The organism is Xanthomonas arboricola pv. populi (assembly GCF_002939945.1).
GTDB classification, from domain to species: Bacteria; Pseudomonadota; Gammaproteobacteria; order Xanthomonadales; family Xanthomonadaceae; genus Xanthomonas; species Xanthomonas arboricola_A.
The window spans coordinates 182,513-208,454 of sequence record NZ_MDEB01000005.1; the positions used below are offsets into that span (position 1 = coordinate 182,513).

A 25,942-nucleotide genomic window follows, 5' to 3' on the forward strand; every position below is an offset into this window, starting at 1 on the left:
ATCCGCGACTGCATACCGGCGCCATCGCGGCGGTAGCCATGGCGATTCAATAGCCTAACGACGGCCCGCCGTGTGGGCGATGCAGACATGGCATCTGCATATCCGATTCGCGCATTGCCAACCACGCAGGCCACGCATTGAACCAGTGGTTTCAGCCGCTCTCCGGTTGAGAAGCGTTTGGCCAATACCCGCATGGAGCGTGACTAACTGCACAATTGTGATGGGCATTACTGATTCGACGAATTCCGTCGGCAGGAAACGAAGTGAGCCAATGAATGCGCTGCCGGTGCGGGGCTAATGTCGCTGGTGCAGAAAATAAGGTCGCTAGGCGAAATTGTTTTCTGCTTATTAGCCGATCTCCTTCAGTCCTCACTCGGAAGCCGTTCTATGAAGCTCATGAAGATTCAACCGCTGATGTGGCGCCATGGCCTGTGCTCAACTGCCTTACTATTGACCACGGTTCTAGCTGTTGCACCCGTCATGGCGGCTGGCACGACAAGAATTTTAGCAAATGCGCGCGGCCCCGCCGACGCGTTGAAGACAATCAGTAGCAAGGAAGTATTTGCTGCGCATTGGCAATTAGCCTGGAACAGGTGCAAAGCAGGCTCCCCGTCCACGCGGTCCCTGGCGCTGACCGGATTCAATGTGAGGAGCAGGGACTTGAGAGGTAATTACTCGGTGATCAGTGATTGGGCGTGCCGAGATAGTCCCTGAATCGTGCGAGTCCGGTGCCGATGACGGTGCGGCCATGTCGCTTTCCCATCAAGATTTCAGGTGGGGGCGGCAAACACCGGGCGGGTCAGGTTTTCAGGGGCGCCATCGGTGCACACCACCTCGTCTTCGATGCGGATGCCGCCGTAGGGTTTGAAGTGGTCGACGCGCTGCCAGTCGACGCTGGCGGCGTGGCCGTTCTTCTTCACTTCGTCCAGCAGCATGTCGATGAAGTACACGCCCGGTTCGATGGTGACCACCATGCCCGGTTCCAGCACGCGGGTCAGGCGCAGATACGGGTGGCCGGCGGGGTGGTCGATGCGCCCGCCGCGGTCGCTGGCCGCAAAGCCGGCCACGTCGTGCACCTGCAGGCCGATCAGATGGCCCAGCCCGTGCGGGAAGAATGCGGCGCTGACGCCGGTGGCGAGCGCAGCTTCCGGCGACACGGTGAGGATGCCGAAGTCCTTGAGGATGCCCATCAACGCCAGATGCGCATCCACGTGCAACTGCTTGTAATCCACGCCGTTGCGCACGCCCTGGCCCATGCGGATCTGTGCGGCATCCACCGCATCGATCAAGGCCTGGAATTCGCTGCCGGGGTCGGCGGCATAGGTGCGGGTGATGTCGCTGGCGTAACCATAGGCCGAGGCGCCGGCATCAATCAGGAAGCTACGCAGCGGCTGCGGCGGCTGCTGGCCGAGCTCGGTGTAGTGCAGCACCGCGCCGTGTTCGTTGAGCGCGATGATATTGCCGTAGGGCAGTTCATTGGCGTCCTGGCCGACGGCGGTGCAATAGGCCATATGGATGACGAACTCGCTCTGGCCGACGCGGAAGGCCGCTTCGGCCGCGCGATGGCCGCGCACTCCCAACTGCTGGGCGATGCGCAGCAATGCCAGTTCGTATGGCGTCTTGAAGGCGCGCTGGTAGTCCAGGTAGTCGAGCACCGGCTGCGGATTGTTCGGCACATAGGCACCGAGCGCGCTCTGCGCCTCGCCGAGGATGGCGCAACGTTCGACTTGCCTGGGCAGGAGCGCAAGGGCCTGGTCCGGGGTGCGGATGATGTGGATGTCGCAGTGCTCCACCCACCAGCCGCTGGGTGCGTCGGGCACCACATGCCAATAGTCCAACGGCTGGCAGAAGATCAGCGTCGGCCGCTTGCCCGGGGTGTAGACCAGCCAGCTGTTGGGCACCCGCGTCAGCGGCACCCAGGCCTTGAATTGCGGATTGACCGCATAGGGATAGTCGCGGTCGTCGAACACCTGGTAATGCAGGCCACCGCTAGGCACGACCAGGTGGTCGAAGCCGCCGCGCTGCAGCGCCTCGTCGGCGCGCGCGGTCAGCGTGCGCAGGTGGTCGGAATACAGGTGGCTCAAGGACGGCTGGGGCATACGGGGCTCGATCGGCAATGCAAAGACAGGACGCGATTTTGCCGTAATCGTGGTGATGCTGTCCTTCAACCCGGCATGTGTTCTTCGGCGATCCAGGCGCGCAGGCGCTGGCGATGCGGCTCGGACATGGTCAGGAAGCGGAAGCCGGCCCACGCCTGTCCGGGTGCGTGCGCGGCTTCGGCCCACAACAGATGCACGCCGACATCGATCTCGGTGGCGCGGCCGATGCGCTCGGGCAGGCTGAAGCGCAATTGATACAGGGCGTCGTCATGCAGCGGAACCGAAGCCAGCAGCAGCATGCCGGTTTCCGAGACATTGCCGACGCGTCCGATCTGCGCCTCGCTGAGCATGTCGGTCACCGGTACCAGGTCGGACGGCTGGCGGCGCGGTGCGCGGCGGGTGTCCTGGATCATGGCTCGACCTCCGTAGCGGGTGCCTGGCCGGCCAGGGTGCGCAGCGTGCGCACGGTGGCATGCCAGGCACGGTCGATCAGGCGCGATTTCTCCTCGACCAGCAAGCGCGCCTGGCCGCCGGCCATCAGCCGCGCCAGGCCATCCAGCGATTGCTCGCCGACCTTTTGTCCGCGCTGATTGACGAACAGCGCATTGCCGGTCATCGGGCTGTACCAGGACAGCCGTTGCCGGCGCAGATCGCCCGCCTGGTTGATCACGAACTCGAACCAGCTGCCGAACGGCAGGCTGCGCAGCTGTGTGTAGCACGCCTCTTCGGCCGGCGAACGCGGAGTGGCGATGTCCTTGCGCGGGGTGCTGTCGCCCTGGTCGCCCAGCCGCGTGCGCGCCTTGAGCTTGGCGGTGAGTTCGGTGCGCGAGGTCATCTCGTCCTCGCCACCGGGCGTGGACAGGCGCCGCGCGATCGCCGCCGCTTCATCGGGGTGATAGCCGACCTGCAGCAGCGCGGTTTCGATATCGGTGCCGAGCGCGATGTCGGCAGGTTGCTCCTGGCTGCGGCAGGTGACTTCGGCGATGCGCGCGGTCAGTGCCTGGCGCTCGTCCCACTCGGGCGATTGCTCGCCCTGGCGCAGCAGCGTCAGCGTCAGCACGTCCGACCATGCCTGACGCAGTAGCGACTGTACGAAGCGCGGCGGGGCGCTCTGCTCGCACAGCTGCTCGATGCGCGCCTCGGCCTGCTGCTTGGCCGACTCCAGCCGCTCCTTGCCACGCGCCGCATCCACATGGCGCCGCTCGGCGAGGTTGGCCCTGCGCGCCAATGTGCGCAGATGCGCCTGGATCTCGTCGTTGGCTGTGGCGAAGACGGCCTCGTCGCCCCGATAGTCGTTGACGATCCTGTCCACCGCGCTGCCCAGCTTGTGCAGCAGCTGCGGGTCGACGTCGTCGTCGCCCAGCCATACCGCGCCCGACTCGGCCACGGTGTTGAGCAATTCGCGCACCGGGTGCTGGTCGCGCACGAAGAAATGCGTATCGGCCAAGGCTGCGCGCACCACCGGGACCTGCAATCTGGCGAGCAGGGCCTGCGTCGGGGTCTGCTCGCGCACTTCGCGTTGCATCTGCGCGTAGAGCAGGCCGAGCAGATCGAAGGTGTCGCTGTCCTGCGGCGACAGCGCAGCGTCGGGGCCGTGTTGCGTCCGCAGCAACGCCAGCACCTGGCGCTGCACCGCATCGATGCCGGTGGGCTGCGATGCTGCCGCTGCCTGCGCCGCCAGCGTGCCTTGCAGGCTGGCCAGTGCGTCGCTGAGGGCCGCCTTGGGCACCGGCGAGGAGGCGAGCTGGGGAGATGCTTCTTGAGGGGTTGCCTGCGCGCTGGTCGCAGGCGCTGCGCTGTGATGTGCAGAACTTTGCTTGGCAGCTGCGCCTGCGTTGCCGGCTGCCTGCGACTGACGCGCCGACGACATCAGGCCGCCGAGCGCCTGCACTGCATCGCTCAGGGCGGGTGTGGTCTGCTCACCATATGTCGCGCCAGCCAGTGTCATCGGCATCGCGGACGGAGCCAGCAGGGCGTTCTGCCACGGTGTCGGTGCGGATTGCCCGCTCCAGCCGGTTGCAGGTCGCCCGTTGCGCGGCGGCGTCGCGCGCGCGCTGGCGGCCGCAGCATCCTTCGGTGCGGTGGCTGATGCGGGCGCTGCGCGCCGCGTCTGCACATGCGTGGGTTTGACCAGATACGGGTGATAGATCAGGCCAGGCAGAATGCCTTCCTGCGCGAGTGCGCTGTTGGCGCGCTCGTACAGATCGTTCAAACGCTCGATCACCTGACGCTCGAACACGCGATAGAGCGTCAGCTGCCCATCCAGGCTCAGTCCCAGCGTTTCGCCGCACTGGCGCAGCACGCGGCACAGCGCGTACGGGCCCAACGGCAATGCTTCCAGTTCGAATTCGGCCACCGCGCCGATCACCGCCAATCGCTGTGCCAGCAATTGCAGCGCATCTGCGCGGCGGAGGGTCTGGCGACGCGCAATCTCGCTGAGCACGATATCGCGATCGATATCGGTGTCCTCCACCAGGCTGAGCATCAGCGGATGCGCTGATGCGTCGGCCGGTGGCGTCAGCGAGGGGCGATCGCGCAGCGTGGCCAGGTCCTGCGCCAGCTGTTGCAGAAATGCCTGCGGAAACCGATCGATGTGGTCGCGCAGGCCGCGCATCTGTGCAGAGGTCTCTGTCTGGACCTGGCTGCTGCGTGCATGCTGGGCCTGATGCAGCAGCTCGCGTTCCAGCTCGACGATGGTCAGCCGCAGCGCTCCGCTGAGCGCCTGCACGCAGTGCGCGTGCAGGGCGGCGAGCAGGCGCCGACCACGCACGGAAACCGGCGCATCGGCGATTGGGCCGCTGAGCGTGTGCTGCAGGGAAGAGGCGGGAGTGGACATCCGGGGAGGCGGGTTCGGTGCGAGGCGTGAGCTATGTAGCATGTTTTTCCATCGGTCAGCGACCGCACGGGCACGAGACGCGCCTTGCCAGATGCAGTCGCGATCCTCAATGCGGAAGGCGCGCATGGCGCGAAACCGGTGTAACTGCGCGCCAGTGCTGTCGCGTGCGCTACCGATCACGGTGCGGCGTGATGGCTGTGTTGCGCAGCCACGCGATCGTCGCGGTCAGCCCAGAAACAGCTCGACCACGTCATTGGTGAAGCGGCGGCCCAGCTCGGTCGGCACCACGCGTCCGTCCTGCCGGGTCATCCAGCCTTGCGCAATGGCACGCGTCACGGGCACTTCGATGACGGACGCTTCCAAACCGGTGGAGACTTCGAAGTCGCTCAGACCGAAACCCTCGTGCAGGCGCAACAGATTGAGCATGTACTCGAACGGCAGCCGCTCGCGCGGCACGATCTCGTCGCCGCCGATCGATGCCGTACTGCCGGCGCTGGCCAGGTAGCTCTGCGGATGTTTGTGCTTCCAGCGTCGCAGCACATGCTGCTCGGCGCCGGAGCTGATCTTGCCGTGCGCCCCGGCGCCGATGCCCAGATAATCGCCGAAGCGCCAGTAATTGAGGTTATGCGCGCATTGCCGCCCGGACCTGGCGTAGGCACTCACTTCGTACTGCGCATAGCCGGCCTCGGCCAGCAGGCGCTGACAATGTTCCTGGATGTCCCAGGCCGCATCGTCGTCGGGAATGCCCTTAGGCGGCCGCGCGAAGAACACCGTGTTCGGCTCCAGCGTGAGCTGGTAATGCGACAGGTGGGCGGGCTGCAACGCAAAGGCGCGTTCGAGATCGCGCTCGGCCTGCGCCAGTGTCTGTTCGGGCAGCGCGTACATCAGGTCGATATTGAAGTTGTCGTAGCCGGCATCCTGCGCCAGCTTGATCGCACGCTCGGCCTGGGCACTGTCGTGGATGCGGCCGAGCCGCTGCAGCGCCACATCGTCGAAGGTCTGCACACCGAAGCTCAGACGGTTCACGCCAGCGGCGCGATAGCCATCGAAGCGGCCATGCTCGGCGGTGCCTGGATTGGTTTCCAGGGTGATCTCCAGATTCGGCGCAAAGCGCAGCCGCGCGGCCGCCGCTTGCAGAAATCGGTCGATCGCCTCGGGCGGGAACAGGCTCGGCGTGCCGCCGCCGAAGAACACCGAATGCACCACGCGTCCCCACACCAGGGACAGATCCGCATCCAGATCGCGAATCAACGCATCCACGTAGTCCTCGAACGGCAGCACGCCCTTGGCCGCATGCGAATTGAAATCGCAGTACGGGCATTTGCGCACGCACCAGGGCAGGTGCACGTAAAGCGACAGCGGCGGTGGAATCAGGTCGGGCACTGCATCAGGCCATCGGTCATAGCGACAGGGCGTGCAGCTTGTGCTGCAACGTGGCCAGCGCCACCGCACGGTGACTCAGCCGGTTCTTCAACGCGCTATCCATCTGTGCAGCGGTCAGGCCATGCACCGGATCCAGAAACACCGGGTTGTAGCCGAAGCCGCCCGCGCCGCGCGGTTCGGTGGTGATCATCCCTTCCCACCTGCCTTCGGCGATCAGCGGCTGCGGATCTTCCGGGTGACGCAGCAGCACGATCACCGCGTAGAACCGCGCGCTGCGGCGCTCGGCCGGCACGGCGCGCATGGCATCGAGCAACTTGGCGTTGTTGGCATTCGCATCGGTCGGGCTGCCTGCGTAGCGCGCGCTGTACAAGCCGGGTGCGCCGCCGAGCGCATCGACGATCAGTCCGGAGTCGTCGGCCAGTGCCGGCAGGCCGGTGACCGCGCTGGCATGGCGCGCTTTGATCAGGGCGTTCTCGACGAAGGTCAGGCCGGTTTCCGGCACATCGTCTACGCCGAGCTCGCCTTGCGCCACGACGCGCAGCGGCAGGTCGGCGAGCATGGCGCGCAGTTCTTCCAGCTTGCCGGCGTTGCCGCTGGCCAGGACCAGGTGTTTCATTGCTTGGGCTCCAGCAGGTCCCACTTGGTGCCGTACAGATCGCGAAACACCACGACCGTGCCGTACGGTTCCTCGCGCGGGGGGCCGTAAATTCCACGCCGAACGCCTGCATCGCCGCATGGTCGCGCCAGAAGTCGTCGGTGTAGAGAAAATGATCCACCCGCCCGCCGGTCTGGTCGCCGATGCGCGCGCGCTGGGCGTCGTCGCCCGGCTGCGCGAGCAGTAGCGCGGCATCCTGTGGGCCGCCCGGGCCGATCACCACCCAGCGCTTGCCATCGTCGAGCAACCGGTCCTGCAGCACCTGGAAACCCAGCGCACCGGTGTACCAGGCGATCGCCGCGTCGTAGTCGGCGACCAGCAAGGTGGTCAGGGCAATACGTCGGCTCATCCGGCCAGCGCAGCGCGTTGCAGGGCGAACAGTTCGCTCATGCCTTGTTCGGCGAGGGCGAGCAGTGCGTTGAGTTCGTCGCGGCGGAAGGCGTGGCCTTCGGCGGTGCCCTGCAGCTCGATGAAACCGCCGCCATCGTTCATCACCACATTCATGTCGGTGTCGCAGTCGCTGTCTTCGGGGTAATCCAGATCCAGCACCGGCTCGCCGCGATAGATGCCCACCGACACCGCAGCCACGGCGCCGATCAGCGGGTGCTTCTTGATGTCGCCACGCTTGAGCAGCAGGTTCACCGCATCGGCCAACGCCACGTAGGCGCCGGTGATCGCGGCGGTGCGGGTGCCGCCATCGGCCTGCAATACGTCGCAGTCCAGGGTGATGGTGCGCTCGCCCAGGGCATTGCGATCCACGCAGGCGCGCAGTGCGCGGCCGATCAGGCGCTGGATTTCCAGTGTGCGTCCGCCTTGCTTGCCACGTGCGGCTTCGCGATCGGAACGGGTGTGGGTGGAGCGCGGCAACATGCCGTATTCGGCGGTCACCCAGCCTTCGCCCTTGCCGCGCAGGAAGCCCGGCACGCGGTTTTCCAGGCTGGCGGTGCACAGCACGCGGGTGTCGCCGAAGCTGACCAGCACCGAGCCTTCGGCGTGACGGGTGAAGGCGCGTTCGATGCGCACCGGGCGCAGCTGGTCGGCCGTGCGGCCGCTGGGACGGGAAAAGGTCATGCGATGAGTCCGGAAGTCGGGAGGTGGGTCTGGGGCAGCGCGTGGCGGGGCGGTCAGCCAGCGCGGGCCGCTAGGGTACCATTCGCGCTTTGAAGGCACGGGACTGACGATGATTCGAAGCATGACCGCGTTTGCTGGTGGCGAACGCATCACGCCCTGGGGCACGCTCGGTTGCGAGCTGCGCTCGGTCAACCATCGGTTTCTGGAAGTGGGCGTGCGCCTGCCCGAAGAACTGCGTGCGCTGGAGCCATTGCTGCGCGAGCGCGTGGCGGCGAAAAACAGCCGCGGCAAGCTGGATCTGGCGCTGCGCCTGCGCGCGCCGGACAACGCGCAGACCCTGGCCGTCAACGAATCGCTGCTGCAGGAACTCGGTGCACTGGCCACGCGCCTTGACGGGATGTTCCCCAAGCTGCAGGTCGGCTTCACCGATCTGCTGCAGCTGCCCGGCGTGCTGCAGGTGCAGGACGTGGACGCGCCGGCGTTGCAGGCGCAGGCCCTGGCATTGCTGGACGAGGTGGTGGACAGTTTCGTCGCCGCGCGCGAGCGCGAAGGCGGCAAGCTGGCCGATGCGATCAGCGAGCGGGTCGATGCCATCGAACGCATCGCCGCCGAGGTGCGCACGCTGATTCCCGTGATCCGCGAAGGGCAGCGTGCCAAGCTGGCCGCACGCCTGGCCGATCTGCCGCATCCGGTCGATCCCGGTCGCGCCGAGCAGGAACTGGTGCTGTGGCTGCAGAAGCTCGACGTGGACGAAGAGCTCGACCGCCTGTCCAGCCACATCGCCGAGATCCGCCGCGTGCTGGGGCAGCGCGAGCCGGTCGGCCGTCGCCTGGACTTCCTGCTGCAGGAATTCAACCGCGAAGCCAATACGCTCGGCTCCAAGTCGGTGGACAGCCGCACCTCCAACGCCGCCGTGGATCTGAAGGTGCTGATCGACCAGATCCGCGAGCAGGTGCAGAACATCGAGTAGCCGGAAATAGGCAATCGGGAATGGGGAATCGTCAAAGCAGGTACGATTCACCCTTGGCCTGCTTGCTTGGTGCGGTGCCCCATTCCCCATTCCCAACTCTCTATTCCCTAAAATGCGCGGCACCCTCTATATCGTTGCGGCCCCCTCCGGCGCCGGCAAGAGCAGCATCGTCAACGCCACCCTGGCGCGTGATCCCAAGATCGCCTTGTCGATCTCGTTCACCTCGCGCGCGCCGCGGCCGGGCGAGCGGCATGCCGAGCACTACCATTTCGTCTCCGCCGACGAATTCCAGCGCATGATCGAGGCGGGCGACTTCTTCGAATACGCGCTGGTGCATGGCGACTGGAAGGGCACCGCGCGGCAGTCGGTGGAGCCGCAGCTGGCCGCCGGTCACGACGTGCTGCTGGAGATCGACTGGCAGGGCGCGCGCCAGGTGCGCCAGAAGGTGCCCGACGCGGTCAGCGTGTTCATCCTGCCACCGTCGCGCCAGGCGCTGGACGAGCGCATGCGCAAGCGCGGCCAGGACAGCGAGGACGTGATGGCGCAACGCCTGGCCGCCGCCCGCGAAGAGATGCTGCATTTCGAGGAATTCGATTACGTGATCATCAACGAGACCTTCGACACCGCCGTCTCGGAGATGTGCGCGATCTTCACCGCCAGCCGGCTGCGCCGGCAGGCGCAACAGCAGCGCCATGCGGCGTTGATTCGGGCCTTGCTGGACTGATTCGGCTCAAATCCCTGATTCCAAAGGAAACTGAATAGGCCCAGGTTGCCGTGACAGCGGCCGGGGCGTACACTCCGCCCCCTTTCCCTCATTCGATGCGCGGCCGTTGCTGGTCGCCGGGAGCCCGCATGGCCCGCATTACCGTAGAAGATTGCCTGGAAGTCGTGAACAACCGTTTCGAGCTGGTCATGATGGCGTCCAAGCGCGCCCGTCAGCTCGCCAACGGCGTGCAGCCGTTGATCGAAAATGCCGACGCCAGCGACAAGCCCACCGTGATGGCATTGCGCGAGATCGCCGCACGCCGGATCGACAATGCGCTGATCGACGAGGTCGAGAAGGCCGAGCGCGAGCGCGCCGAGCGCGAAGCGCTGGAGTGGGCGGCTGCCGAAGTCGTCGCCGACGAAGACATGTCCAAGAACGACGATTGATCGTTCGCATCGCTGCGATCGATCTGAACAGCCCGCCGCGTGCGGGCTGTTTTCGTTTCAGGCCCGCTTTGCTGCGCGCAGTGTGCAAACGTTTGCCGTGACTGCGTTGCTGGCATAGTCTTCCGGCATGAACCCAGGCCCCACTGCCCAGGCGACCGTCGTGACGTCTCCGTCTTCCGACCAGGCCATCCCCGACTACGTCCTGCACCTCGAACGCGCGGCCAGCTACCTTCCCAAGGAGCAGTTGCCGATCCTGCGCCGCGCCTGGGAAGTGGGCGCCAGCGCGCATGCGGGCCAGAGCCGCAAGTCCGGCGAGCCGTACATCACCCATCCTGTCGCAGTGGCCGGCGTGCTCGCCGAGCTCGGCCTGGACATGGAATCGCTGATCGCCGCGATCCTGCACGACACCATCGAAGATACCCCGCTGACCCGCGAAGAGCTGGCGTCGGAATTCGGCGAAGCGGTGGCCGAGCTGGTCGACGGGGTCACCAAACTGGACAAGCTCAAGTTCCGCGACCGCCAGGAAGCGGCGGCGGAAAGCTTCCGCAAGATGCTGCTGGCGATGTCGCGCGACCTACGCGTGATCATGATCAAGCTGGCCGACCGCCTGCACAACATGCGCACACTGGGCGCGCAGAGCAGTGAGGCGCGCAGCCGCATCGCGCGCGAAACGCTGGAGATCTACGCGCCGATCGCGCAGCGCCTGGGCATGAGCCTGATCAAGTCCGAGCTGCAGAACCTGGGCTTTCGCGCGCTGTATCCGTGGCGTCACGCCATCATCGAAAAACATATCCGCAGCCAGCCGGTGGTGCGGCGCGAATCGATGGCGCAGGTAGAAGTGCAGTTGTCGCAGCGGCTGGCCAAGGAAGGGCTGGAACATCGCCTGGTCAGCCGCATCAAGACGCCCTGGAGCATCTATTCCAAGATGCACGAAGAGAACAAATCCTTCGACCAGGTGATGGATGTGTTCGGCTTCCGCCTGGTGGTGCGCTCGGTGGCCGATTGCTATCACGCGCTGGGCGCGGTGCACGCCACCTTCAAGCCGCTTGACGGGCGCTTCCGCGATTTCATCGCCATTCCCAAGGCCAACGGCTACCAGTCGCTGCACACCGTATTGTTCGGCCCGTATGGCTCGCCGATCGAAGTGCAGATCCGCACCGAGGAGATGGACCTGATCGCCGAACGCGGCGTGGCCGCGCACTGGACCTACAAGGTCGGCTCGGCCTCGCCCAACAGCGCGCAGAGCCGTGCGCACGACTGGATCGTGGAGCTGATCGATTCGCAGCGCGCCGCAGGCTCGTCGCTGGAGTTCCTGGACAACGTCAAGGTCGACCTGTTCCCGGACGATGTCTATCTGTTCACGCCCAAGGGCAAGATCCTGGCACTGCCGCGCAACTCCACCGCGCTGGATTTCGCCTACGCGGTGCATACCGACGTGGGCAACCGCGCGGTCGCCTCGCGGGTGGACAAGAAGCTGGTGCCGCTGCGCACCAAGCTGGTCAGCGGCCAGGCGGTGGAAATCATCACCGCGCGCTCGGCCACGCCCAAGCCGCAATGGCTGGAGTTCGTGGTCAGCAGCAAGGCGCGTACCGCCATCCGCCACCAGCTCAAGCAGCTCGAACACGAAGATGCCGTGCAGCTTGGCCACCGCATGCTCGATCGCGCGCTGGAAGCGATGGACAGCTCGCTGGAGCGGCTGCCCAAGGGGCGCCTGGATGCCTTCCTCGCCGAGCATCGCTATCCACGCCTGGAAGCCTTGCTGGCCGATGTGGCGCTGGGCAACTGGATGCCGACCCAGGCCGCGCAGGCACTGATGGCCTACGCCGAATTACGCGGTGGCGGCCACTCCAAGCATTCGCACGAAAAGATCCTGATCGACGGCAGCGAGCGTGGCGTGATCAGCTTCGCCAACTGTTGCCAACCGATTCCCGGCGACGAAATCATGGGCTACCACACCGCCGGCAAGGGCATCGTGGTGCACCGTCTGGACTGCCCCAACCTGGCCGAGCTGCGCAAGTCGCCAGAGCGGTGGGTGCCGATCGACTGGGACTCCGGGGTGACCGGCGATTACGACACTGCGCTGGTGGTCGAGGTGGAAAACCGCACCGGCGTGCTGGCCCAGCTGGCCGCGGCGATCGCGCAGAGCCAGTCCAATATCGAACGCGTGGATTATCTGGACCGCGATTTCAATGCGGCGGTGCTGCGCTTCAACATCCAGGTCCGCGACCGCCGCCATCTGGCCGAAGTGATGCGCCGGCTGCGGCGTCTGCATGTGGTGCAGAGCGTGGGGCGGCAGTAGGCGGATCGTTGCGTTTTTGGGCAGTGGCTGCGCTGAAGTGAGCCTGTGACACGTCAGCGCTTTGTCGGGCTCAGGCGATCAAACGACGCAGCGCAGGGTTGTCGTTGTCCTGCTTCCACACCAGATGCAGCTCCACCGGCGTGGCAGGCGTTTCGTCGCGTAGCGGCAGGTACACGATGCCGGCGTAGCGCAGGCCGCTGGCGCCTTCGGGCACCAGCGCCATGCCCATGCCGCCGCGCACCAGCGCCAGCACCGAATGGATCTGGCTGACATACTGCACAGCGCGCGGCGCGATGCCGCGCGTACCGAACAACTGTGCCAGCAGATCGTAGAAATAGCGCGCCTCGTCTGGTGCGTAATTGACCAGCGGTTGCCCGTCGAAATCCTGCAGGCGCAGGCTGTCGTGTTGCGCCAGCGGCGAGTCTTCCGGCAATGCGGCGATCAGCGGCTCGCGTGCCACGCAGCGGCTGTGCAGGCCCTGGCGCTGGATCGGCGGGCGCAGCAGGCCGATATCCAGCCGCCCCGCATCCAGCGCATCCAGTTGCGCCAGGCTGACCATCTCCTTGAGTTGCAGATCGACATCCGGCGCTTCGTTGCGCCACCGCGCGATGGCTTCGGGCAGGAAGCGGTAACTGGCGCCGGCGGTAAAGCCCACCGACACGCTGCCGGCATCGCCGGTGCCGATCCGGCGTGCGCGCAGGCCGGCGTTCTCGGCCATGCGCAGGATCGCGCGCGCTTCGGCCAGCAGGCTGCGGCCGGCCTGGGTCAGCCGCACATGCCGGCTGTTGCGCTCCAGCAATGCGGTACCGACGCTGTGCTCCAGCAGCTGGATCTGCCGGCTCAATGGCGGCTGGGTCATGTTCAGGCGCTCGGCTGCGCGGCGGAAGTGCAATTCGTCGGCAACCGCGACGAAGCAGCGCAACTGGGGCAGATCGAACATGGCAGCAGTCCCTTGAATGGGGGGATTTGGATGAATTCGATGCTGCACGTGCAACATCCCACGGCGCAGGGCAGGGATGAATACGGCACAGGCGCCGCAGGCGTCCGCAACGAACGCGAGCATCCATCATCACGGCGTCTACAGAAAATCGTTGCAAAGCAGCGATTTGCGCCCCTTTCGTATCATCCGTCTCGCGATTGATTCAATTCACGTATCAAACAATACGTAATTTGGTTTGGACCAGCAACGATCTGCGTTCCTAGGATCAGCCCAACCCCCGCCCAGGAGCGTTTGTCCGATGAGCAGTAGATATACCCCGTCCGAAATGGCCCAGGCGCTTGGTGCCGGGTTGCTGTCGTTTCCGGTCACGCATTTCGATGCCGAACTGGCGTTCGACGAACCGGCCTATCGCGCCAACCTGGACTGGCTGTCCTCGCACCCGGCGGCCGGCCTGTTCGCCGCAGGCGGAACCGGCGAGCTGTTTTCGCTGACCCTGGACGAGGTCAACCGCGCCGTGCGTGCCGCGGTGACCCAGACGGCCGGGCGCATGCCGGTGATCGCGCCGGCCGGCTACGGCACTGCGATCGCGATCGAGATGGCGCAGGCGGCCGAACGCAGCAATGCCGACGGCATCCTGCTGTTTCCGCCGTACCTCACCGAGTGCGATGCCGACGGCGTGGCCGACCATGTCGAGCGCGTCTGCAAGGCGACGACGCTGGGCGTGATCGTCTACGGCCGCGCCAACGCCAGGCTCGACGATGTGACGCTGGCGCGTGTAGCCGAACGCTGCCCCAATCTGGTGGGCTACAAGGACGGCATCGGCGATGTGGATCGGATGACGCGCATTTATGCGCGGCTGGGCGACCGGCTGTTGTACGTGGGCGGCCTGCCCACCGCCGAAACCTTTGCGCTGCCGTATCTGGAAATGGGCGTGACCACGTATTCGTCGGCCATCTTCAATTTCCTTCCAGAGTGGGCGCTGGAGTTCTATGCAGCAGTGCGCGCGCGCGATCACGCCACCATCTACCGCGAGCTCAACGACTTCGTGCTGCCGTACACCGTGCTGCGCAATCGCCGCGCCGGCTATGCGGTGTCCATCGTCAAGGCCGGCATGCGTGCGGTCGGCCGTCCCGCCGGTCCGGTGCGCACGCCGCTGGCCGATTTGACCGACACCGAAAGTGCGCAACTCAAGCAACTGATCGGAGGACGCCGCTGATGCATACCATCCAGGGCGAATCGCTGATCGGCCAGCGCGGCGTGCGCGGCGCAGGCGCGCAATTTCATGCGGTGGATGCGGCCAGCGGCGAGTCGTTGCAGCCGGCGTTCGGCTCGGTGAGCGCACAGGATCTGGAGCAGGCATGCGCGTTGGCGCAAGCGGCATTCGATACGTATCGCGAGACTCCGCTGCAGGCGCGCGCCCTGTTTCTGGACACTGTCGCCGAGCAGATCCTGGGGCTGGGCGATGCCTTGATCGAACGCGCCATGCGCGAAAGCGGCCTGCCACGCGCACGCCTGGAAGGCGAACGCGCACGCACCGTTGGGCAGCTGCGGCTATTTGCGAACGTGGTGCGCGAAGGCAGCTGGCTGCAGGCGCGCATCGACACTGCGCTACCGCAGCGCACGCCGTTGCCGCGCGCGGACCTGCGCCAGCGCCATATCGCGCTGGGGCCGGTGGCGGTGTTCGGCGCCAGCAATTTTCCGTTGGCGTTTTCGGTGGCCGGCGGCGATACCGCCTCGGCCCTGGCGGCCGGGTGCCCGGTGGTGGTCAAGGCGCATGGTGCGCATCCAGGCACCTCCGAACTGGTCGGCCGCGCGATCCAGGCCGCAGTGGCGCAGTGCGGCTTGCCGGAAGGGGTGTTCTCGCTGCTGTTCGATGCCGGGATCGACATTGGCGCGCAGCTGGTGGCCGATGCGCGCATCAAGGCGGTGGGCTTCACCGGCTCGCGCGCGGGCGGTATGGCGTTGGTCAAGATTGCATCTGCACGTCGCGAGCCGATTCCGGTGTATGCGGAGATGAGCGCGATCAATCCGGTGTATCTGTTGCCGCAGGCCTTACAGGGGCGCGCACCGGCCCTGGGCAAGGCCTTCGTCGGCTCGCTCACCCTGGGCGCGGGGCAGTTCTGTACCAACCCCGGCCTGCTGCTGGCGATCGATTCGCCGGAGCTGGATGCCTTCATCGCCTCCGCAACGCAAACGCTGCAGGCCGTGTCGCCTGCGCCGATGCTCACTGCAGGCATCGGCCATGCGTATGCGCAAGGCGTGCAACGGTTGGGCGCGCATCCGCGGGTGGCTACGCTGGCGCGTGGCGCGGCGGCAGCCACAGGGCATTGTCCGGCGGCGTTGTTCGGCACCGATGCCGATGCCTTCCTGGCCGATGAAGCGCTGCAGGCCGAGGTGTTCGGCGCCTCGTCGCTGCTGGTGCGCTGCAAGGACAGTGCGCAGCTGCGCGCATTGAGCGAGCAGCTGGAGGGCCAGCTCACCGCCACCTTGCACATGGACGACGGCGATACCGAGCTGGCGGCCGCACTGCTGCCGGTGCTGGAGCGCAAGGCCGGCCGCATCCTGGTCAACGACTGGCCCACCGGCGTGGAGGTCTGCCATGCCATGGTGCATGGCGGACCATTCCCGGCCACTTCCGACAGCCGCAGCACCTCGGTGGGGACGCTGGCGATCGATCGCTTCCTGCGGCCGGTCTGCTACCAGGACCTGCCGGCGGCGCTGTTGCCGGCGGCCGTGGCGCACGGCAATCCGCTGGGCTTGTGGCGGCGCGTGGACGGCGCATTGGGCCACGACTGACCGACCCGCTCGCAACGTTGCCTGAGGCGTGCCGGAGGAGGGTCCGGCACGCCGATCGCAGGCCCACTCGGAGTACCGAAGCGCAGTGCGCTTCCATCGTCATAGGTGAGGAACGATGATGGCTATCGATTCAAAAACGGTCGGTTCAACGGCAATCGGCGCAACGACGGTTCCGCGCAGGCGTTATCTGATCCTGCTGATGTTATTCGTGGTGACCACGATCAACTATGCCGATCGCGCCACCTTGTCTATCGCCGGTTCCGCGGTCCAGGATGCGCTGGGCATCGACGCGTTGCAGATGGGTTTCATCTTTTCCGCGTTCGGCTGGGCCTATGTGGCCGGGCAGATTCCCGGCGGCTGGTTGCTCGATCGCTTCGGCTCGCGCCGCGTGTATGGGTTGTCGCTGCTGATCTGGTCGTTGTTCACCGCGCTGCAGGGCTTCATCGGCTGGGTGCCGATGGCCTGGGCGGTGACCACGCTGTTCGTGCTGCGCTTTCTGGTGGGTATTGCCGAAGCGCCGTCGTTTCCCGGCAATAGCCGCATCGTGGCGGCCTGGTTTCCCACCGCCGAGCGCGGTCTTGCCGCCTCCATCTTCAATTCCGCGCAGTACTTCGCCACGGTGGCGTTTGCGCCGCTGATGGGGTGGCTGGTGCATGCCTGGGGCTGGGAGCACGTATTCCTGGTGATGGGCGGCGTGGGCGTGCTGCTGGCACTGCTGTGGCGCAAGACCATCTATGCGCCACGCGAACACCCGCGCCTGTCTGCGCAGGAACTGGACTATATCCAGCGCAACGGCGCGCTGGTGGACATGGAGCAGGGCAACAGGCCAGGCAGCCAGCCCAAGGGCGCGCAATGGCATTACGCCAAGCAGTTGCTGTGCAACCGCATGCTGCTGGGGGTGTATATCGGTCAGTACTGCATCACAACGCTGACCTATTTCTTCCTGACCTGGTTCCCGGTGTATCTGGTCAAGGAGCGCGGCATGTCGATCCTGGAGGCGGGCTTCGTGGCCTCGTTGCCGGCGGTGTGCGGCTTCGTCGGCGGCGTGCTGGGTGGCTATGTCTCCGACCGCATGGTGCGGCGTGGGTATTCGCTCACCGTCTCGCGCAAGACGCCGATCGTGGTCGGCATGTTGATGTCGGTAACGATGATCGGCTGCAACTACGTGCAGACCGAATGGATGGTGGTGGGGCTGATGGCGCTGGCCTTCTTCGGCAAGGGCATCGGTGCACTTGGTTGGGCGGTGGTGGCCGACACCTCGCCCAAGGAAATCGCCGGTCTGTCCGGTGGCCTGTTCAATACCTTCGGCAACATCGCCGGCATCACCACGCCGATCGTCATCGGCTACATCGTCTCCATCACCGGCACCTTCGAGTGGGCGCTGGTGTTCGTCGGGCTCAATGCCCTGCTGGCGGTGGTGTCCTATCTGGCCGTGGTTGGCGAGATCAAGCGCGTGGAACTGAAGGCTCCCCCGGGTGGCCCGGCCGCGCCTGTTCCTGCACCGCGTTGATCGTCTTCGGAGACTCTTGATGAACATCCATACCTCAGCTGCAAATATCGGCGCCACGCCGCGCATCACCGACATCCGCGTGGTGCCGGTCGCCGGCCAGGACAGCATGCTGCTCAACCTCAGTGGCGCGCACGCGCCGTACTTCACCCGCAATGTGCTGGTGTTGCGCGATTCGTCCGGGCGCACCGGCGTGGGCGAGGTGCCTGGCGGCGATGCCATCGCCGGTTTGTTGAACGAGGCGGCCGCGCTGATCCGCGACCGTTCCATCGCCGACTACCAGCGCATCCTCAATCAGGTGCGCACCGCCTTCGCCGACCGCGACAGCGCCGGGCGTGGCCTGCAGACCTTCGATCTGCGCATCACCATCCATGCGGTGACTGCGATCGAAGCGGCACTGCTGGATCTGCTGGGGCAGTTCCTGGATCAACCGGTCGCCGCGCTACTCGGCGAAGGCCAGCAGCGCGATGCGGTGGATGTGCTGGGCTATCTATTCTTCATCGGCGACCGCCGCAAGACCGGGCTGGATTATCGCGACGGCAGCGCTGCCGCCGATGCCTGGGAAGCGGTACGCGATGAGGAAGCACTGACGCCGGCAGCAGTGGTACGGCTGGCCGAAGCGGCTTACGCGAAGTACGGCTTCTGCGATTTCAAGCTCAAGGGCGGCGTGCTGCGCGGCGAAGAAGAGATCGAGGCGATCCACGCGTTGCATGCGCGCTTTCCGCAGGCGCGCATTACCCTCGATCCCAACGGTGCGTGGTCGCTGCAGCAGGCCATCGCGCTGTGCCGCGACATGCATGGCGTGCTGGCCTATGCCGAGGACCCGTGCGGTGCCGAGCAGGGCTATTCCGGCCGCGAGATCATGGCCGAATTCCGCCGCGCTACCGGCCTGCCTACCGCCACCAACATGATCGCCACCGACTGGCGCCAGATGGGCCATGCCATCCAGTTGCAGTCGGTGGACATTCCGCTGGCCGATCCGCATTTCTGGACATTGCAGGGCTCGGTGCGTGTAGCGCAACTGTGCCGCGATTGGGGCCTGACCTGGGGCTCGCATTCCAACAACCACTTCGACATTTCACTGGCCATGTTCACCCATGTGGCCGCCGCCGCGCCCGGGCGCATCACCGCCATCGATACGCACTGGATCTGGCAGGACGGCCAACGCCTCACCCGCGATCCGTTGCAGATTGCAGACGGCCAGATCCAGGTGCCGGCCAAGCCTGGGCTGGGCGTGGAGCTGGACATGGAGGCGCTGGAGGCCGCGCATCGCACCTACCAAAGCCTGAGCCTGGGTGCGCGCGATGATGCGGCCGCCATGCAGGCGTTGATCCCTAACTGGAGCTTCGACAACAAGCGGCCGTGCCTGGTGCGCTGATGCGTCCCGATGCCTGCTGCCGGTGAGCCGGCAGCAGCGCATGACGGCGAGTTCACCGCAGGTGGAGAACCGAGCAATGAAAAGCATGATGGCACTCAGTGGCGCCGCGCTGCTGGCGGTCGGCGCGGCCGGGCGGGCGCGTGCGCAACAGCCCGATGAGGGGTTCTGGAATGGCGCCACGGCCGAGGTCACCGCGCTCAACTTCTATTACAACCGCGACTTCCGCAGCGATGAAGGGCAGGGCAAGCGGGCCGAATGGGCACAGGGCTTCGTCATCGATGCCAGGAGCGGCTACACCCGCGGCCCGGTCGGCGCGGGCCTGGATCTGCTGGGCATCGGCGATTTCAAGCTCGATGGCGTACGCGCGGAAGGCGGCACTGGCCTGCTTCCCAACAACGACGATGGCACCGCCCGGCATGCACTGGTGCGGGTGGCGCCCACGCTCAAGCTGCGCGCCTCGCAGACCGAATTGAAATGGGGCAGCTTCATTCCCAACGAGCCGCTGGTGCGCGCCAGCATCACCCGCATCATGCCCGAGACGTTTCAGGGCGTGACCCTGGAATCCAAGGATGTGCCCAAGCTCGATCTGCTGCTCGCCCGCTTCACCAGTGCCTGGTATCGCGACGGCGATTCGCGCGTGCCGATCACCCTGACCAACAAGAACCGCCGCTTCCTCGGCACCCCGGATTCGGATGCCTTCAATCTGGTTTCGGCAACCTACACCCTGGCTCCGAGCACCCAGATGCGTTATCAGGGCGGGTTGATGGAAGACATCTACCGCCAGCAGCTCTACAACCTGATCCAGACCCACATGTTCGGCAAGGACCGCCTGCGCGTGGATCTGCGTTATTTCCGCACCGACAATGTCGGCCAGTCGCGCGCCGGCCCGATCGACAACCGCATGTTCAGCAGCATGCTGTCCTGGCGCAGCGGCGGCCATGAATTGGGCGCCGGCTATCAGAAGCTGTCCGGGCCCAGTGCGATGCCATGGCCGGGTGGTACCGATGGCAACGTCTTCAACTGGACCTTCATCAACGACTTCCTCGAACGCGGCGAGCGCAGCTGGCAGCTGCGTTACAGCATCGATGGCGACAGCATCGGCATCCCCGGCCTCAGCGTCATGGCGCGCTACATCAGCGGCGACGATGCACGGCCGGCCACCTATGCCGGCGAAGGCCGCGAATGGGCGCGCGACGTGTTGACCACCTATCAATTCCAGAGCGAGCGCTTCAAGCATCTGAGCCTGATCTGGTTCAACGGCACCTTTCGCTCCAACTACCAGCGCAATGTCGATGAAAACCGGTTGATCCTGCAGTACCAGCGCCAGTTCGACAGCCCCGACCGGTGATGCATTCCACCCCCGATGTCCTGCAAGGCAGCCCCCTGATGTCCGCAACCCAGCACGCCATGCCCTGGCTCAGCATCCGCGCCCATGCGCGCGATAACGTCGCCATTGTCGTCAACGATGGCGGCGCGCCGGCCGGCGCCACCTTTGCCGATGGTCTCACCACCTTCGAGCATATTCCGCAGGGCCACAAGATCGCCCTGGTGGACCTGCCCGAAGGCGCGGCGGTGATCCGCCTGGGCGCGGTCATCGGGACTGCCAACGCCGACATCATGCGCGGCGCATGGGTGAGCGAGCAGTTGCTGGACATGCCGCAGGCCCCCGAGCTGGCCACGCTGGATCTGTCGCTGCATTCGGCACCGGAACCCGAGCCTCTGGAGGGCTACACCTTCCAGGGCTACCGCAACCGCGATGGCAGCGTCGGCACGCGCAACATCCTGGGCATCATGACCAGCGTGCAGTGCGTGGTGGGTGTGCTCGGTCACGCGGTGGAGCGCATCCGCGCCGAGTTGCTGCCCAAGTATCCCAATGTCGACGATGTGGTGGCGGTCAATCATGTCTACGGCTGCGGCGTGGCGATTACCGCGCCGGAGGCCATCATCCCCATCCGCACGCTGCGCAATATCGCGCGCAGCCCCAACTTCGGCGGTCAGGCGCTGATCGTGGGCCTGGGCTGCGAAAAACTCGCACCCGAGCGCCTGCTGCCGGACGATGCCAGTGCCGACGACAGCGGTGTGTATCGCCTGCAGGAAGCCAGCCTGGGCTTTGCCGATATGGTGGGCTCGATCATGGCCATGGCCGAAGAGCGCCTGCGCCATCTTGACCTGCGCCGCCGCGAAACCGTGCCGGCCAGCGAGCTGGTGGTGGGCATGCAATGCGGCGGCAGCGATGCGTTTTCCGGCGTCACCGCCAACCCGGGCCTGGGCGTGGCCGCCGACCTGCTGGTGCGCGCCGGTGCCACGGTGATGTTCTCTGAAAACACCGAAGTGCGCGATGGCATCCACCTGCTGGTGCCGCGCGCCGCCAATGCCGATGTAGCCAAAGCGCTGGTGCGCGAAATGGCCTGGTACGACGCCTACCTGGCGCGCGGCCAGGCCGACCGCAGCGCCAACACCACGCCGGGCAACAAGAAGGGCGGGCTGGCCAACATCGTGGAGAAGGCGATGGGCTCGATCGCCAAATCCGGCTCGTCGGCGATCAATGGCGTGGTGCCGCCTGGCGAGCGGGTCAAGGGGCGCGGATTGCAGTACTGCGCCACCCCCGCCAGCGATTTTGTCTGCGGCACGCTGCAGGTGGCCGCCGGCATGAACCTGCATGTGTTCACCACCGGGCGCGGGACCCCGTATGGCCTGGGCATGGTGCCGGTGATCAAGGTCGCCACCCGTAGCGAGCTGGCGCAGCGCTGGTCCGACCTGATGGACATCGACGCCGGCGGTGTGGCCACCGGTGCCAAGACGCTGGAACAACTGGGCTGGGAGCTGTTCCAGCGCTATCTGGACGTGGCCAGTGGCCAACGCACCTGGACCGAGCAGCATCGCCTGCACAATGATCTGGCCTTGTTCAACCCGGCGCCGATTACCTAGGGCGATTCCGTAACCCAACCCCAACCCTCGTTCCACACCATGGCTCGGCCCGCGCTCGCGACGCGGGCGCTCCCAGGCAGGCACGCAGGCGGCGTGCAATCCGTGCATTCTCGCCCCGCGGGTGAGGGGCTTCAACGCACCGGCTCGCGTCAGACCCCGGCACCTGACTCGCCAAGCCGGTCCTGCGCCTTTTTCACCATTCGCTCCCCTGCCGCATGCGCCGATACAATGCGCGCTCGTTTTCAGTGTTGACGGAGCTCCCATGTCCCAGATCGTCCATACCGACCAGGCGCCTGCCGCCATTGGCCCGTATTCGCAGGCCGTGCGCGCCGGCAACACGGTGTATTTCTCCGGGCAGATCCCGCTGGATCCGGCCACCGGCGAGATCGTGCCCGGCGACATCGGCGCGCAGGCGCGCCGCGCGTTCGACAACCTCAAGGCGGTTGCGGAAGCGGCCGGCGGCTCGCTCGACAAGATCGTGCGGCTGGGCCTGTACCTCACCGATCTCGGCCAGTTCGCCGCCGTCAACGCGGTGATGCAGGAGTATTTCCAGGCCCCATTCCCCGCGCGTTCGACCATCGAGGTCTCCGGCCTGCCCAAGGGTGCCGGCTTCGAGGTCGATGCGGTGATGGTGCTCGACTGATCCAGCGCGGCTGATCCGAGCGCTCTGCCGTGCCGCGCGCAGCGACCGTCACCCCACGCCTGACCGTCGCAGGCCAGGCCTCGCTTGCCAGCCTGCCCGGCGTCGGCCCGAAAGTGGCCGAGAAATTCGCTGCGCGCGGCATTTTGACGCTGCAGGATCTGTGGCTGCATCTGCCGTTGCGCTACGAAGACCGCACGCGGCTGACCACGATCGCGCAGTTGCAGAGCGGTGTGCCGGCGCAGATCGAAGGGCGTGTGGATGCAGTGGAGCGCGGCTTCCGCTTTCGGCCGGTGCTGCGGGTAGCGGTGTCGGACGACTCGCACGGCACCGTGGTGCTGCGCTTCTTCCATTTCCGCGCCGCCCAGGTGGCGCAGTTCGCACCGGGTACGCGGGTGCGGGTGTTCGGCACGCCCAAGCCGGGACAGAACGGATGGGAAATCGTGCATCCCAGTTACCGCGTGCTGGCACCGGGCGAGGATGCCGGGCTGGGCGACAGCCTGGATCCGGTCTATCCGGTGCTGGAAGGCGTGGGCCCGGCCACGCTGCGCAAACTCATCGGCCAGGCGCTGGAGCGGTTGCCGGCCGAGGCCGCGCTGGAACTGCTGCCGCCGCACTGGCTGCAGGACGAACAACTGCCCTCGTTGCGCGCCGCGCTGCTGACCATGCATCGCCCGCCGGTGAATACCGACCCACAGCAACTGCTCGCAGGCGGTCATCCGGCCCAGCAACGCTTGGCGATCGAAGAACTGCTGGCGCATCAGCTCAGCCTGCGTCGCCAGCGCATCGCCTTGCAGCGTTTTCATGCACCGAGCCTGCCTGGCAACGGCACCCTGGTGCAGCAACTGCACGCGGCATTGCCGTTCCAGCTCACCGGTGCGCAGCAGCGCGTGTTCGCACAGATTGCCTGCGACCTGGCAAAGCCATCGCCGATGCTGCGGCTGGTGCAGGGCGATGTCGGCAGCGGCAAGACCGTGGTTGCGGCATTGGCGGCGATGCTGGCGGTGGAGCAGGGCAAGCAGGTCGCACTGGCCGCGCCGACCGAGCTGCTGGCCGAGCAGCACCTCACCAATCTCCGTGGCTGGCTGGAACCGCTGGGCGTGCGCATCGTCTGGCTGGCCGGCAAGGTCACCGGCAAGGCGCGCGCCGCGGCGATGGCCGAGGTGGCCTCCGGCCAGGCGCAGGTGGTGGTCGGCACGCATGCGCTGATGCAGGAGGCGGTGGTCTTCCACGATCTGGCGCTGGCCATCATCGACGAGCAGCACCGCTTCGGCGTGCATCAGCGCCTGGCCTTGCGCGACAAGGGGGCCGCTGCCGGCAGCGTGCCGCATCAGTTGGTGATGACCGCCACGCCGATCCCGCGCACCCTGGCGATGTCCACCTATGCGGATCTGGATGTCTCGGCCATCGACGAACTCCCGCCCGGGCGCACGCCGGTGCAGACGATTGTCTTGAGCGCAGAGCGTCGGCCGGAGCTGGTCGAGCGCATCCGCGCCGCCTGCGCCGAAGGGCGTCAGGCGTACTGGGTGTGCACCTTGATCGAAGAAAGCGAAGAGCCCGGCAAGGGCGCGCCCAATGGCCCGCCAAGGATCGAAGCACAGGCGGCGGAGGTCACCTTCCAAGCCCTGTCCGCGCAATTGCCCGGCGTGCGTGTGGCACTGGTACACGGGCGCATGAAAGCGGCCGAAAAACAGAAGGCCATGCTGGATTTCAAGCAAGGCCGCACCGATCTGCTGGTGGCTACCACGGTGATCGAGGTCGGCGTGGACGTGCCCAACGCCTCGCTGATGATCATCGAAAACGCCGAGCGCCTGGGCCTGGCGCAGTTGCACCAGTTGCGCGGCCGGGTCGGGCGCGGTGCGGCCGCGTCCAGCTGCGTGCTGCTGTATCAGGCGCCGCTATCGATGATGGCGCGGCAACGCCTGGAAACCATGCGCCAGACCAACGACGGCTTCGTGATCGCGGAAAAGGATCTGGAGCTGCGCGGCCCCGGCGAATTGCTCGGCACCCGCCAGACCGGCCTGGCCAGCTTCCGCATCGCCGATCTCACCCGCGATGCCCGGCTGCTGCCGCGCGTGCAGGTGCTCGCCGAGCGGTTGCTGGCCGAAGCGCCGGAGATTGCCGACCGCGTGGTCGCGCGCTGGATCGGCAGCGCGGTGCGTTACGCCGCCGCTTAAGTGGCGGGGATTGGGGAATCGGGAATCGTAAAGGCGAGGCTGCTGCCGCCTTGGCGTCCCGGTGATTCGCGCGCCTCGCCGATCCTTGCGAAGATGCAGCAACGAATCCCGAATGCCCAATCTCCAATCCCATGACCAACAAGATACCGCTGCTGATCGACACCGACCCGGGCGTGGACGACGCGCTGGCCTTGCTGATGGCCTTCAACGATACCCGACATGACGTCGTTGGCCTGACCATCGCCGCCGGCAACGTGGGCCTGGAGCACACCGTGCGCAACGCCCTGAAGGTCTGCGAGATTGCCGGGCGTGACGATGTGCCGGTCTACGCGGGCTGCCCGCAGCCGTTGCTGCATCCCTCGGTGGACGCGGCGCATGTGCATGGCATGGACGGCTTTGGCGATGTCAGCCTGGCGCCGGCCAAACGCACTGCCGAGACCGAGCACGCCGCGCTCGCCATCCTGCGCCTGTCGCACGAACACGCCGGCGAGCTGCTGCTGGTCGCGCTCGGTCCGCTGACCAATCTGGCGCTGGCCCTGACCCTGGATCCGACCCTGCCGCAGCGCGTGGCGCGGCTGGTGGTGATGGGCGGTGCGCTGACCGGGCACGGTAACATCACCGCCGCGGCCGAATTCAATATCGGCTTCGACCCGGAAGCGGCGCATATCGTGTTCCGCGGTTTTCCGCAGTTCGACGTGGCCGACTGGGAGGCCACCATCGCGCACGGCCTGCTGCATCGCGACGTCGAGCAATGGCTGGCGGCCGACTCCGCGCAGGCGCGGTTCTACGAGGAAATCTCGCGCAAGACCCGCCTGTGGTCCGAAGACAGCCGCGGCGAGCACTGGTACGCCGCCGACGCGCTGGCGATGGCGTTCGCGCTGCACCCCGAGGGCGCGCAGCGGCTGGAGCAGCGGCCGGTGCATATCGAGCTGACCGGCACCCACACCCGTGGCATGACCCTGGTGGACTGGGATCGCCGGGATGGCGTGCCCGACAACGCCAACCTGCTGCTGGACTACGATCGCCAGCAATTCTTCGGCCTGGTCGCGGCGGCCTTGTCGGCGGGCTAGGGCGTCTTGCGCCAGGCGTCTTGAGGCCGCTATAATGCCCG

The 25,942-nt window shown here is 66.3% G+C and carries 20 protein-coding genes and 1 pseudogene; 13 read left to right on the top strand and 8 right to left on the bottom strand.

Annotated elements, in window-relative coordinates; translation table 11 throughout:
• Positions 1–770 precede the first annotated feature (770 nt).
• The 7 genes and pseudogenes from pepQ to rph all read right to left on the bottom strand — a co-directional run bounded on the left by pepQ (position 771) and on the right by rph (position 8,044).
• Positions 771–2,099 carry a Xaa-Pro dipeptidase gene (gene pepQ, locus XaplCFBP3123_RS14690; RefSeq protein WP_104534712.1) on the bottom strand — a complete coding sequence of 443 codons (1,329 nt, stop codon included), beginning with the start codon at positions 2,097–2,099 and terminating at the stop codon, positions 771–773.
• Positions 2,100–2,164: 65 nt separating this feature from the next.
• Positions 2,165–2,512: a PilZ domain-containing protein gene (locus XaplCFBP3123_RS14695; RefSeq protein WP_104534713.1), complete on the bottom strand. Its 348-nt coding sequence runs from the start codon at positions 2,510–2,512 to the stop codon at positions 2,165–2,167.
• The gene (locus XaplCFBP3123_RS14700) at positions 2,509–4,935 is read right to left on the bottom strand and encodes a DUF1631 domain-containing protein (RefSeq protein WP_104534714.1); all 2,427 of its coding nucleotides are present in this window, start codon (positions 4,933–4,935) and stop codon (positions 2,509–2,511) included. Before XaplCFBP3123_RS14700 ends, XaplCFBP3123_RS14695 begins: the two co-directional genes overlap by 4 nt.
• A gap of 225 nt (positions 4,936–5,160) precedes the next feature.
• Complete coding sequence (gene hemW / locus XaplCFBP3123_RS14705; protein WP_104534715.1) at positions 5,161–6,318, bottom strand: radical SAM family heme chaperone HemW; 1,158 nt, start codon at positions 6,316–6,318, stop codon at positions 5,161–5,163.
• A gap of 16 nt (positions 6,319–6,334) precedes the next feature.
• A complete protein-coding gene (gene rdgB, locus XaplCFBP3123_RS14710; RefSeq protein ID WP_172453284.1) occupies positions 6,335–6,934 on the bottom strand; it encodes an RdgB/HAM1 family non-canonical purine NTP pyrophosphatase in 600 nt (199 codons plus the stop codon).
• A gap of 76 nt (positions 6,935–7,010) precedes the next feature.
• Positions 7,011–7,322: pseudogene (locus XaplCFBP3123_RS14715) on the bottom strand (VOC family protein); the annotation flags it as partial.
• Positions 7,319–8,044 carry a ribonuclease PH gene (rph, locus tag XaplCFBP3123_RS14720; RefSeq protein WP_104534717.1) on the bottom strand — a complete coding sequence of 242 codons (726 nt, stop codon included), beginning with the start codon at positions 8,042–8,044 and terminating at the stop codon, positions 7,319–7,321. The pseudogene XaplCFBP3123_RS14715 and the gene rph, both read right to left, overlap by 4 nt.
• 109 nt (positions 8,045–8,153) lie before the next feature.
• Between rph and XaplCFBP3123_RS14725 the strand changes: the two genes are divergently transcribed.
• From XaplCFBP3123_RS14725 to XaplCFBP3123_RS14740, 4 genes are all read left to right on the top strand, one after another.
• Positions 8,154–9,014 (top strand): YicC/YloC family endoribonuclease, encoded by an 861-nt coding sequence (locus tag XaplCFBP3123_RS14725; RefSeq protein WP_104534718.1) that lies wholly within the window; start codon positions 8,154–8,156, stop codon positions 9,012–9,014.
• A gap of 112 nt (positions 9,015–9,126) precedes the next feature.
• Positions 9,127–9,738, top strand: a complete 612-nt coding sequence (gene gmk, locus XaplCFBP3123_RS14730; protein WP_104534719.1) for a guanylate kinase — start codon at positions 9,127–9,129, stop codon at positions 9,736–9,738.
• Positions 9,739–9,866: 128 nt separating this feature from the next.
• Entirely contained in the window at positions 9,867–10,166 is a 300-nt protein-coding gene (gene rpoZ / locus XaplCFBP3123_RS14735; RefSeq protein WP_002812428.1) for a DNA-directed RNA polymerase subunit omega, read from the top strand.
• 127 nt (positions 10,167–10,293) lie between these two features.
• Positions 10,294–12,465 (top strand): RelA/SpoT family protein, encoded by a 2,172-nt coding sequence (locus XaplCFBP3123_RS14740; RefSeq protein WP_104534720.1) that lies wholly within the window; start codon positions 10,294–10,296, stop codon positions 12,463–12,465.
• Between the two features lie 70 nt (positions 12,466–12,535).
• On the opposite strand, the gene XaplCFBP3123_RS14745 is transcribed toward XaplCFBP3123_RS14740, so the two are convergent.
• The gene (locus XaplCFBP3123_RS14745; RefSeq protein WP_104534721.1) at positions 12,536–13,405 is read right to left on the bottom strand and encodes a LysR family transcriptional regulator; all 870 of its coding nucleotides are present in this window, start codon (positions 13,403–13,405) and stop codon (positions 12,536–12,538) included.
• Between the two features lie 298 nt (positions 13,406–13,703).
• On the opposite strand from XaplCFBP3123_RS14745, the gene kdgD reads away from it, so the two are divergent.
• From kdgD to XaplCFBP3123_RS14790, 9 genes are all read left to right on the top strand, one after another.
• Positions 13,704–14,621: a 5-dehydro-4-deoxyglucarate dehydratase gene (gene kdgD / locus XaplCFBP3123_RS14750; protein WP_104534722.1), complete on the top strand. Its 918-nt coding sequence runs from the start codon at positions 13,704–13,706 to the stop codon at positions 14,619–14,621.
• Complete coding sequence (locus tag XaplCFBP3123_RS14755; RefSeq protein WP_104534723.1) at positions 14,621–16,201, top strand: aldehyde dehydrogenase (NADP(+)); 1,581 nt, start codon at positions 14,621–14,623, stop codon at positions 16,199–16,201. Before kdgD ends, XaplCFBP3123_RS14755 begins: the two co-directional genes overlap by 1 nt.
• 115 nt (positions 16,202–16,316) lie before the next feature.
• Positions 16,317–17,711, top strand: a complete 1,395-nt coding sequence (locus tag XaplCFBP3123_RS14760; RefSeq protein WP_301182398.1) for an MFS transporter — start codon at positions 16,317–16,319, stop codon at positions 17,709–17,711.
• A gap of 19 nt (positions 17,712–17,730) precedes the next feature.
• On the top strand, positions 17,731–19,086 hold the full coding sequence (gene gudD, locus XaplCFBP3123_RS14765; protein ID WP_104534724.1) for a glucarate dehydratase: 1,356 nt from the start codon (positions 17,731–17,733) through the stop codon (positions 19,084–19,086).
• Between the two features lie 76 nt (positions 19,087–19,162).
• On the top strand, positions 19,163–20,434 hold the full coding sequence (locus tag XaplCFBP3123_RS14770; RefSeq protein ID WP_104534725.1) for an OprD family porin: 1,272 nt from the start codon (positions 19,163–19,165) through the stop codon (positions 20,432–20,434).
• A gap of 38 nt (positions 20,435–20,472) precedes the next feature.
• Positions 20,473–22,014 (top strand): galactarate dehydratase, encoded by a 1,542-nt coding sequence (garD, locus tag XaplCFBP3123_RS14775; RefSeq protein WP_104534814.1) that lies wholly within the window; start codon positions 20,473–20,475, stop codon positions 22,012–22,014.
• Between the two features lie 262 nt (positions 22,015–22,276).
• Positions 22,277–22,657 (top strand): RidA family protein, encoded by a 381-nt coding sequence (locus XaplCFBP3123_RS14780; RefSeq protein ID WP_104534726.1) that lies wholly within the window; start codon positions 22,277–22,279, stop codon positions 22,655–22,657.
• Positions 22,658–22,686: 29 nt separating this feature from the next.
• Complete coding sequence (gene recG, locus XaplCFBP3123_RS14785) at positions 22,687–24,831, top strand: ATP-dependent DNA helicase RecG (RefSeq protein ID WP_104534727.1); 2,145 nt, start codon at positions 22,687–22,689, stop codon at positions 24,829–24,831.
• Positions 24,832–24,962: 131 nt separating this feature from the next.
• Positions 24,963–25,901: a nucleoside hydrolase gene (locus tag XaplCFBP3123_RS14790; RefSeq protein WP_104534728.1), complete on the top strand. Its 939-nt coding sequence runs from the start codon at positions 24,963–24,965 to the stop codon at positions 25,899–25,901.
• The last annotated feature ends 41 nt before the right edge of the window (positions 25,902–25,942 follow it).

Excerpts from the sequence above, each read along its gene's own strand:
- pepQ (WP_104534712.1), bottom strand. The coding sequence starts at position 2,099 with ATGCCCCAGCCGTCCTTGAGCCACCTGTATTCCGACCACCTGCGCACG.
- XaplCFBP3123_RS14695 (WP_104534713.1), bottom strand. The coding sequence starts at position 2,512 with ATGATCCAGGACACCCGCCGCGCACCGCGCCGCCAGCCGTCCGACCTG.
- XaplCFBP3123_RS14700 (WP_104534714.1), bottom strand. The coding sequence starts at position 4,935 with ATGTCCACTCCCGCCTCTTCCCTGCAGCACACGCTCAGCGGCCCAATC.
- rdgB (WP_172453284.1), bottom strand. The coding sequence starts at position 6,934 with ATGAAACACCTGGTCCTGGCCAGCGGCAACGCCGGCAAGCTGGAAGAA.
- rph (WP_104534717.1), bottom strand. The coding sequence starts at position 8,044 with ATGACCTTTTCCCGTCCCAGCGGCCGCACGGCCGACCAGCTGCGCCCG.
- XaplCFBP3123_RS14725 (WP_104534718.1), top strand. The coding sequence starts at position 8,154 with ATGATTCGAAGCATGACCGCGTTTGCTGGTGGCGAACGCATCACGCCC.
- gmk (WP_104534719.1), top strand. The coding sequence starts at position 9,127 with ATGCGCGGCACCCTCTATATCGTTGCGGCCCCCTCCGGCGCCGGCAAG.
- rpoZ (WP_002812428.1), top strand. The coding sequence starts at position 9,867 with ATGGCCCGCATTACCGTAGAAGATTGCCTGGAAGTCGTGAACAACCGT.
- XaplCFBP3123_RS14740 (WP_104534720.1), top strand. The coding sequence starts at position 10,294 with ATGAACCCAGGCCCCACTGCCCAGGCGACCGTCGTGACGTCTCCGTCT.
- XaplCFBP3123_RS14745 (WP_104534721.1), bottom strand. The coding sequence starts at position 13,405 with ATGTTCGATCTGCCCCAGTTGCGCTGCTTCGTCGCGGTTGCCGACGAA.
- kdgD (WP_104534722.1), top strand. The coding sequence starts at position 13,704 with ATGAGCAGTAGATATACCCCGTCCGAAATGGCCCAGGCGCTTGGTGCC.
- XaplCFBP3123_RS14755 (WP_104534723.1), top strand. The coding sequence starts at position 14,621 with ATGCATACCATCCAGGGCGAATCGCTGATCGGCCAGCGCGGCGTGCGC.
- XaplCFBP3123_RS14760 (WP_301182398.1), top strand. The coding sequence starts at position 16,317 with ATGATGGCTATCGATTCAAAAACGGTCGGTTCAACGGCAATCGGCGCA.
- gudD (WP_104534724.1), top strand. The coding sequence starts at position 17,731 with ATGAACATCCATACCTCAGCTGCAAATATCGGCGCCACGCCGCGCATC.
- XaplCFBP3123_RS14770 (WP_104534725.1), top strand. The coding sequence starts at position 19,163 with ATGAAAAGCATGATGGCACTCAGTGGCGCCGCGCTGCTGGCGGTCGGC.
- garD (WP_104534814.1), top strand. The coding sequence starts at position 20,473 with ATGTCCGCAACCCAGCACGCCATGCCCTGGCTCAGCATCCGCGCCCAT.
- XaplCFBP3123_RS14780 (WP_104534726.1), top strand. The coding sequence starts at position 22,277 with ATGTCCCAGATCGTCCATACCGACCAGGCGCCTGCCGCCATTGGCCCG.
- XaplCFBP3123_RS14790 (WP_104534728.1), top strand. The coding sequence starts at position 24,963 with ATGACCAACAAGATACCGCTGCTGATCGACACCGACCCGGGCGTGGAC.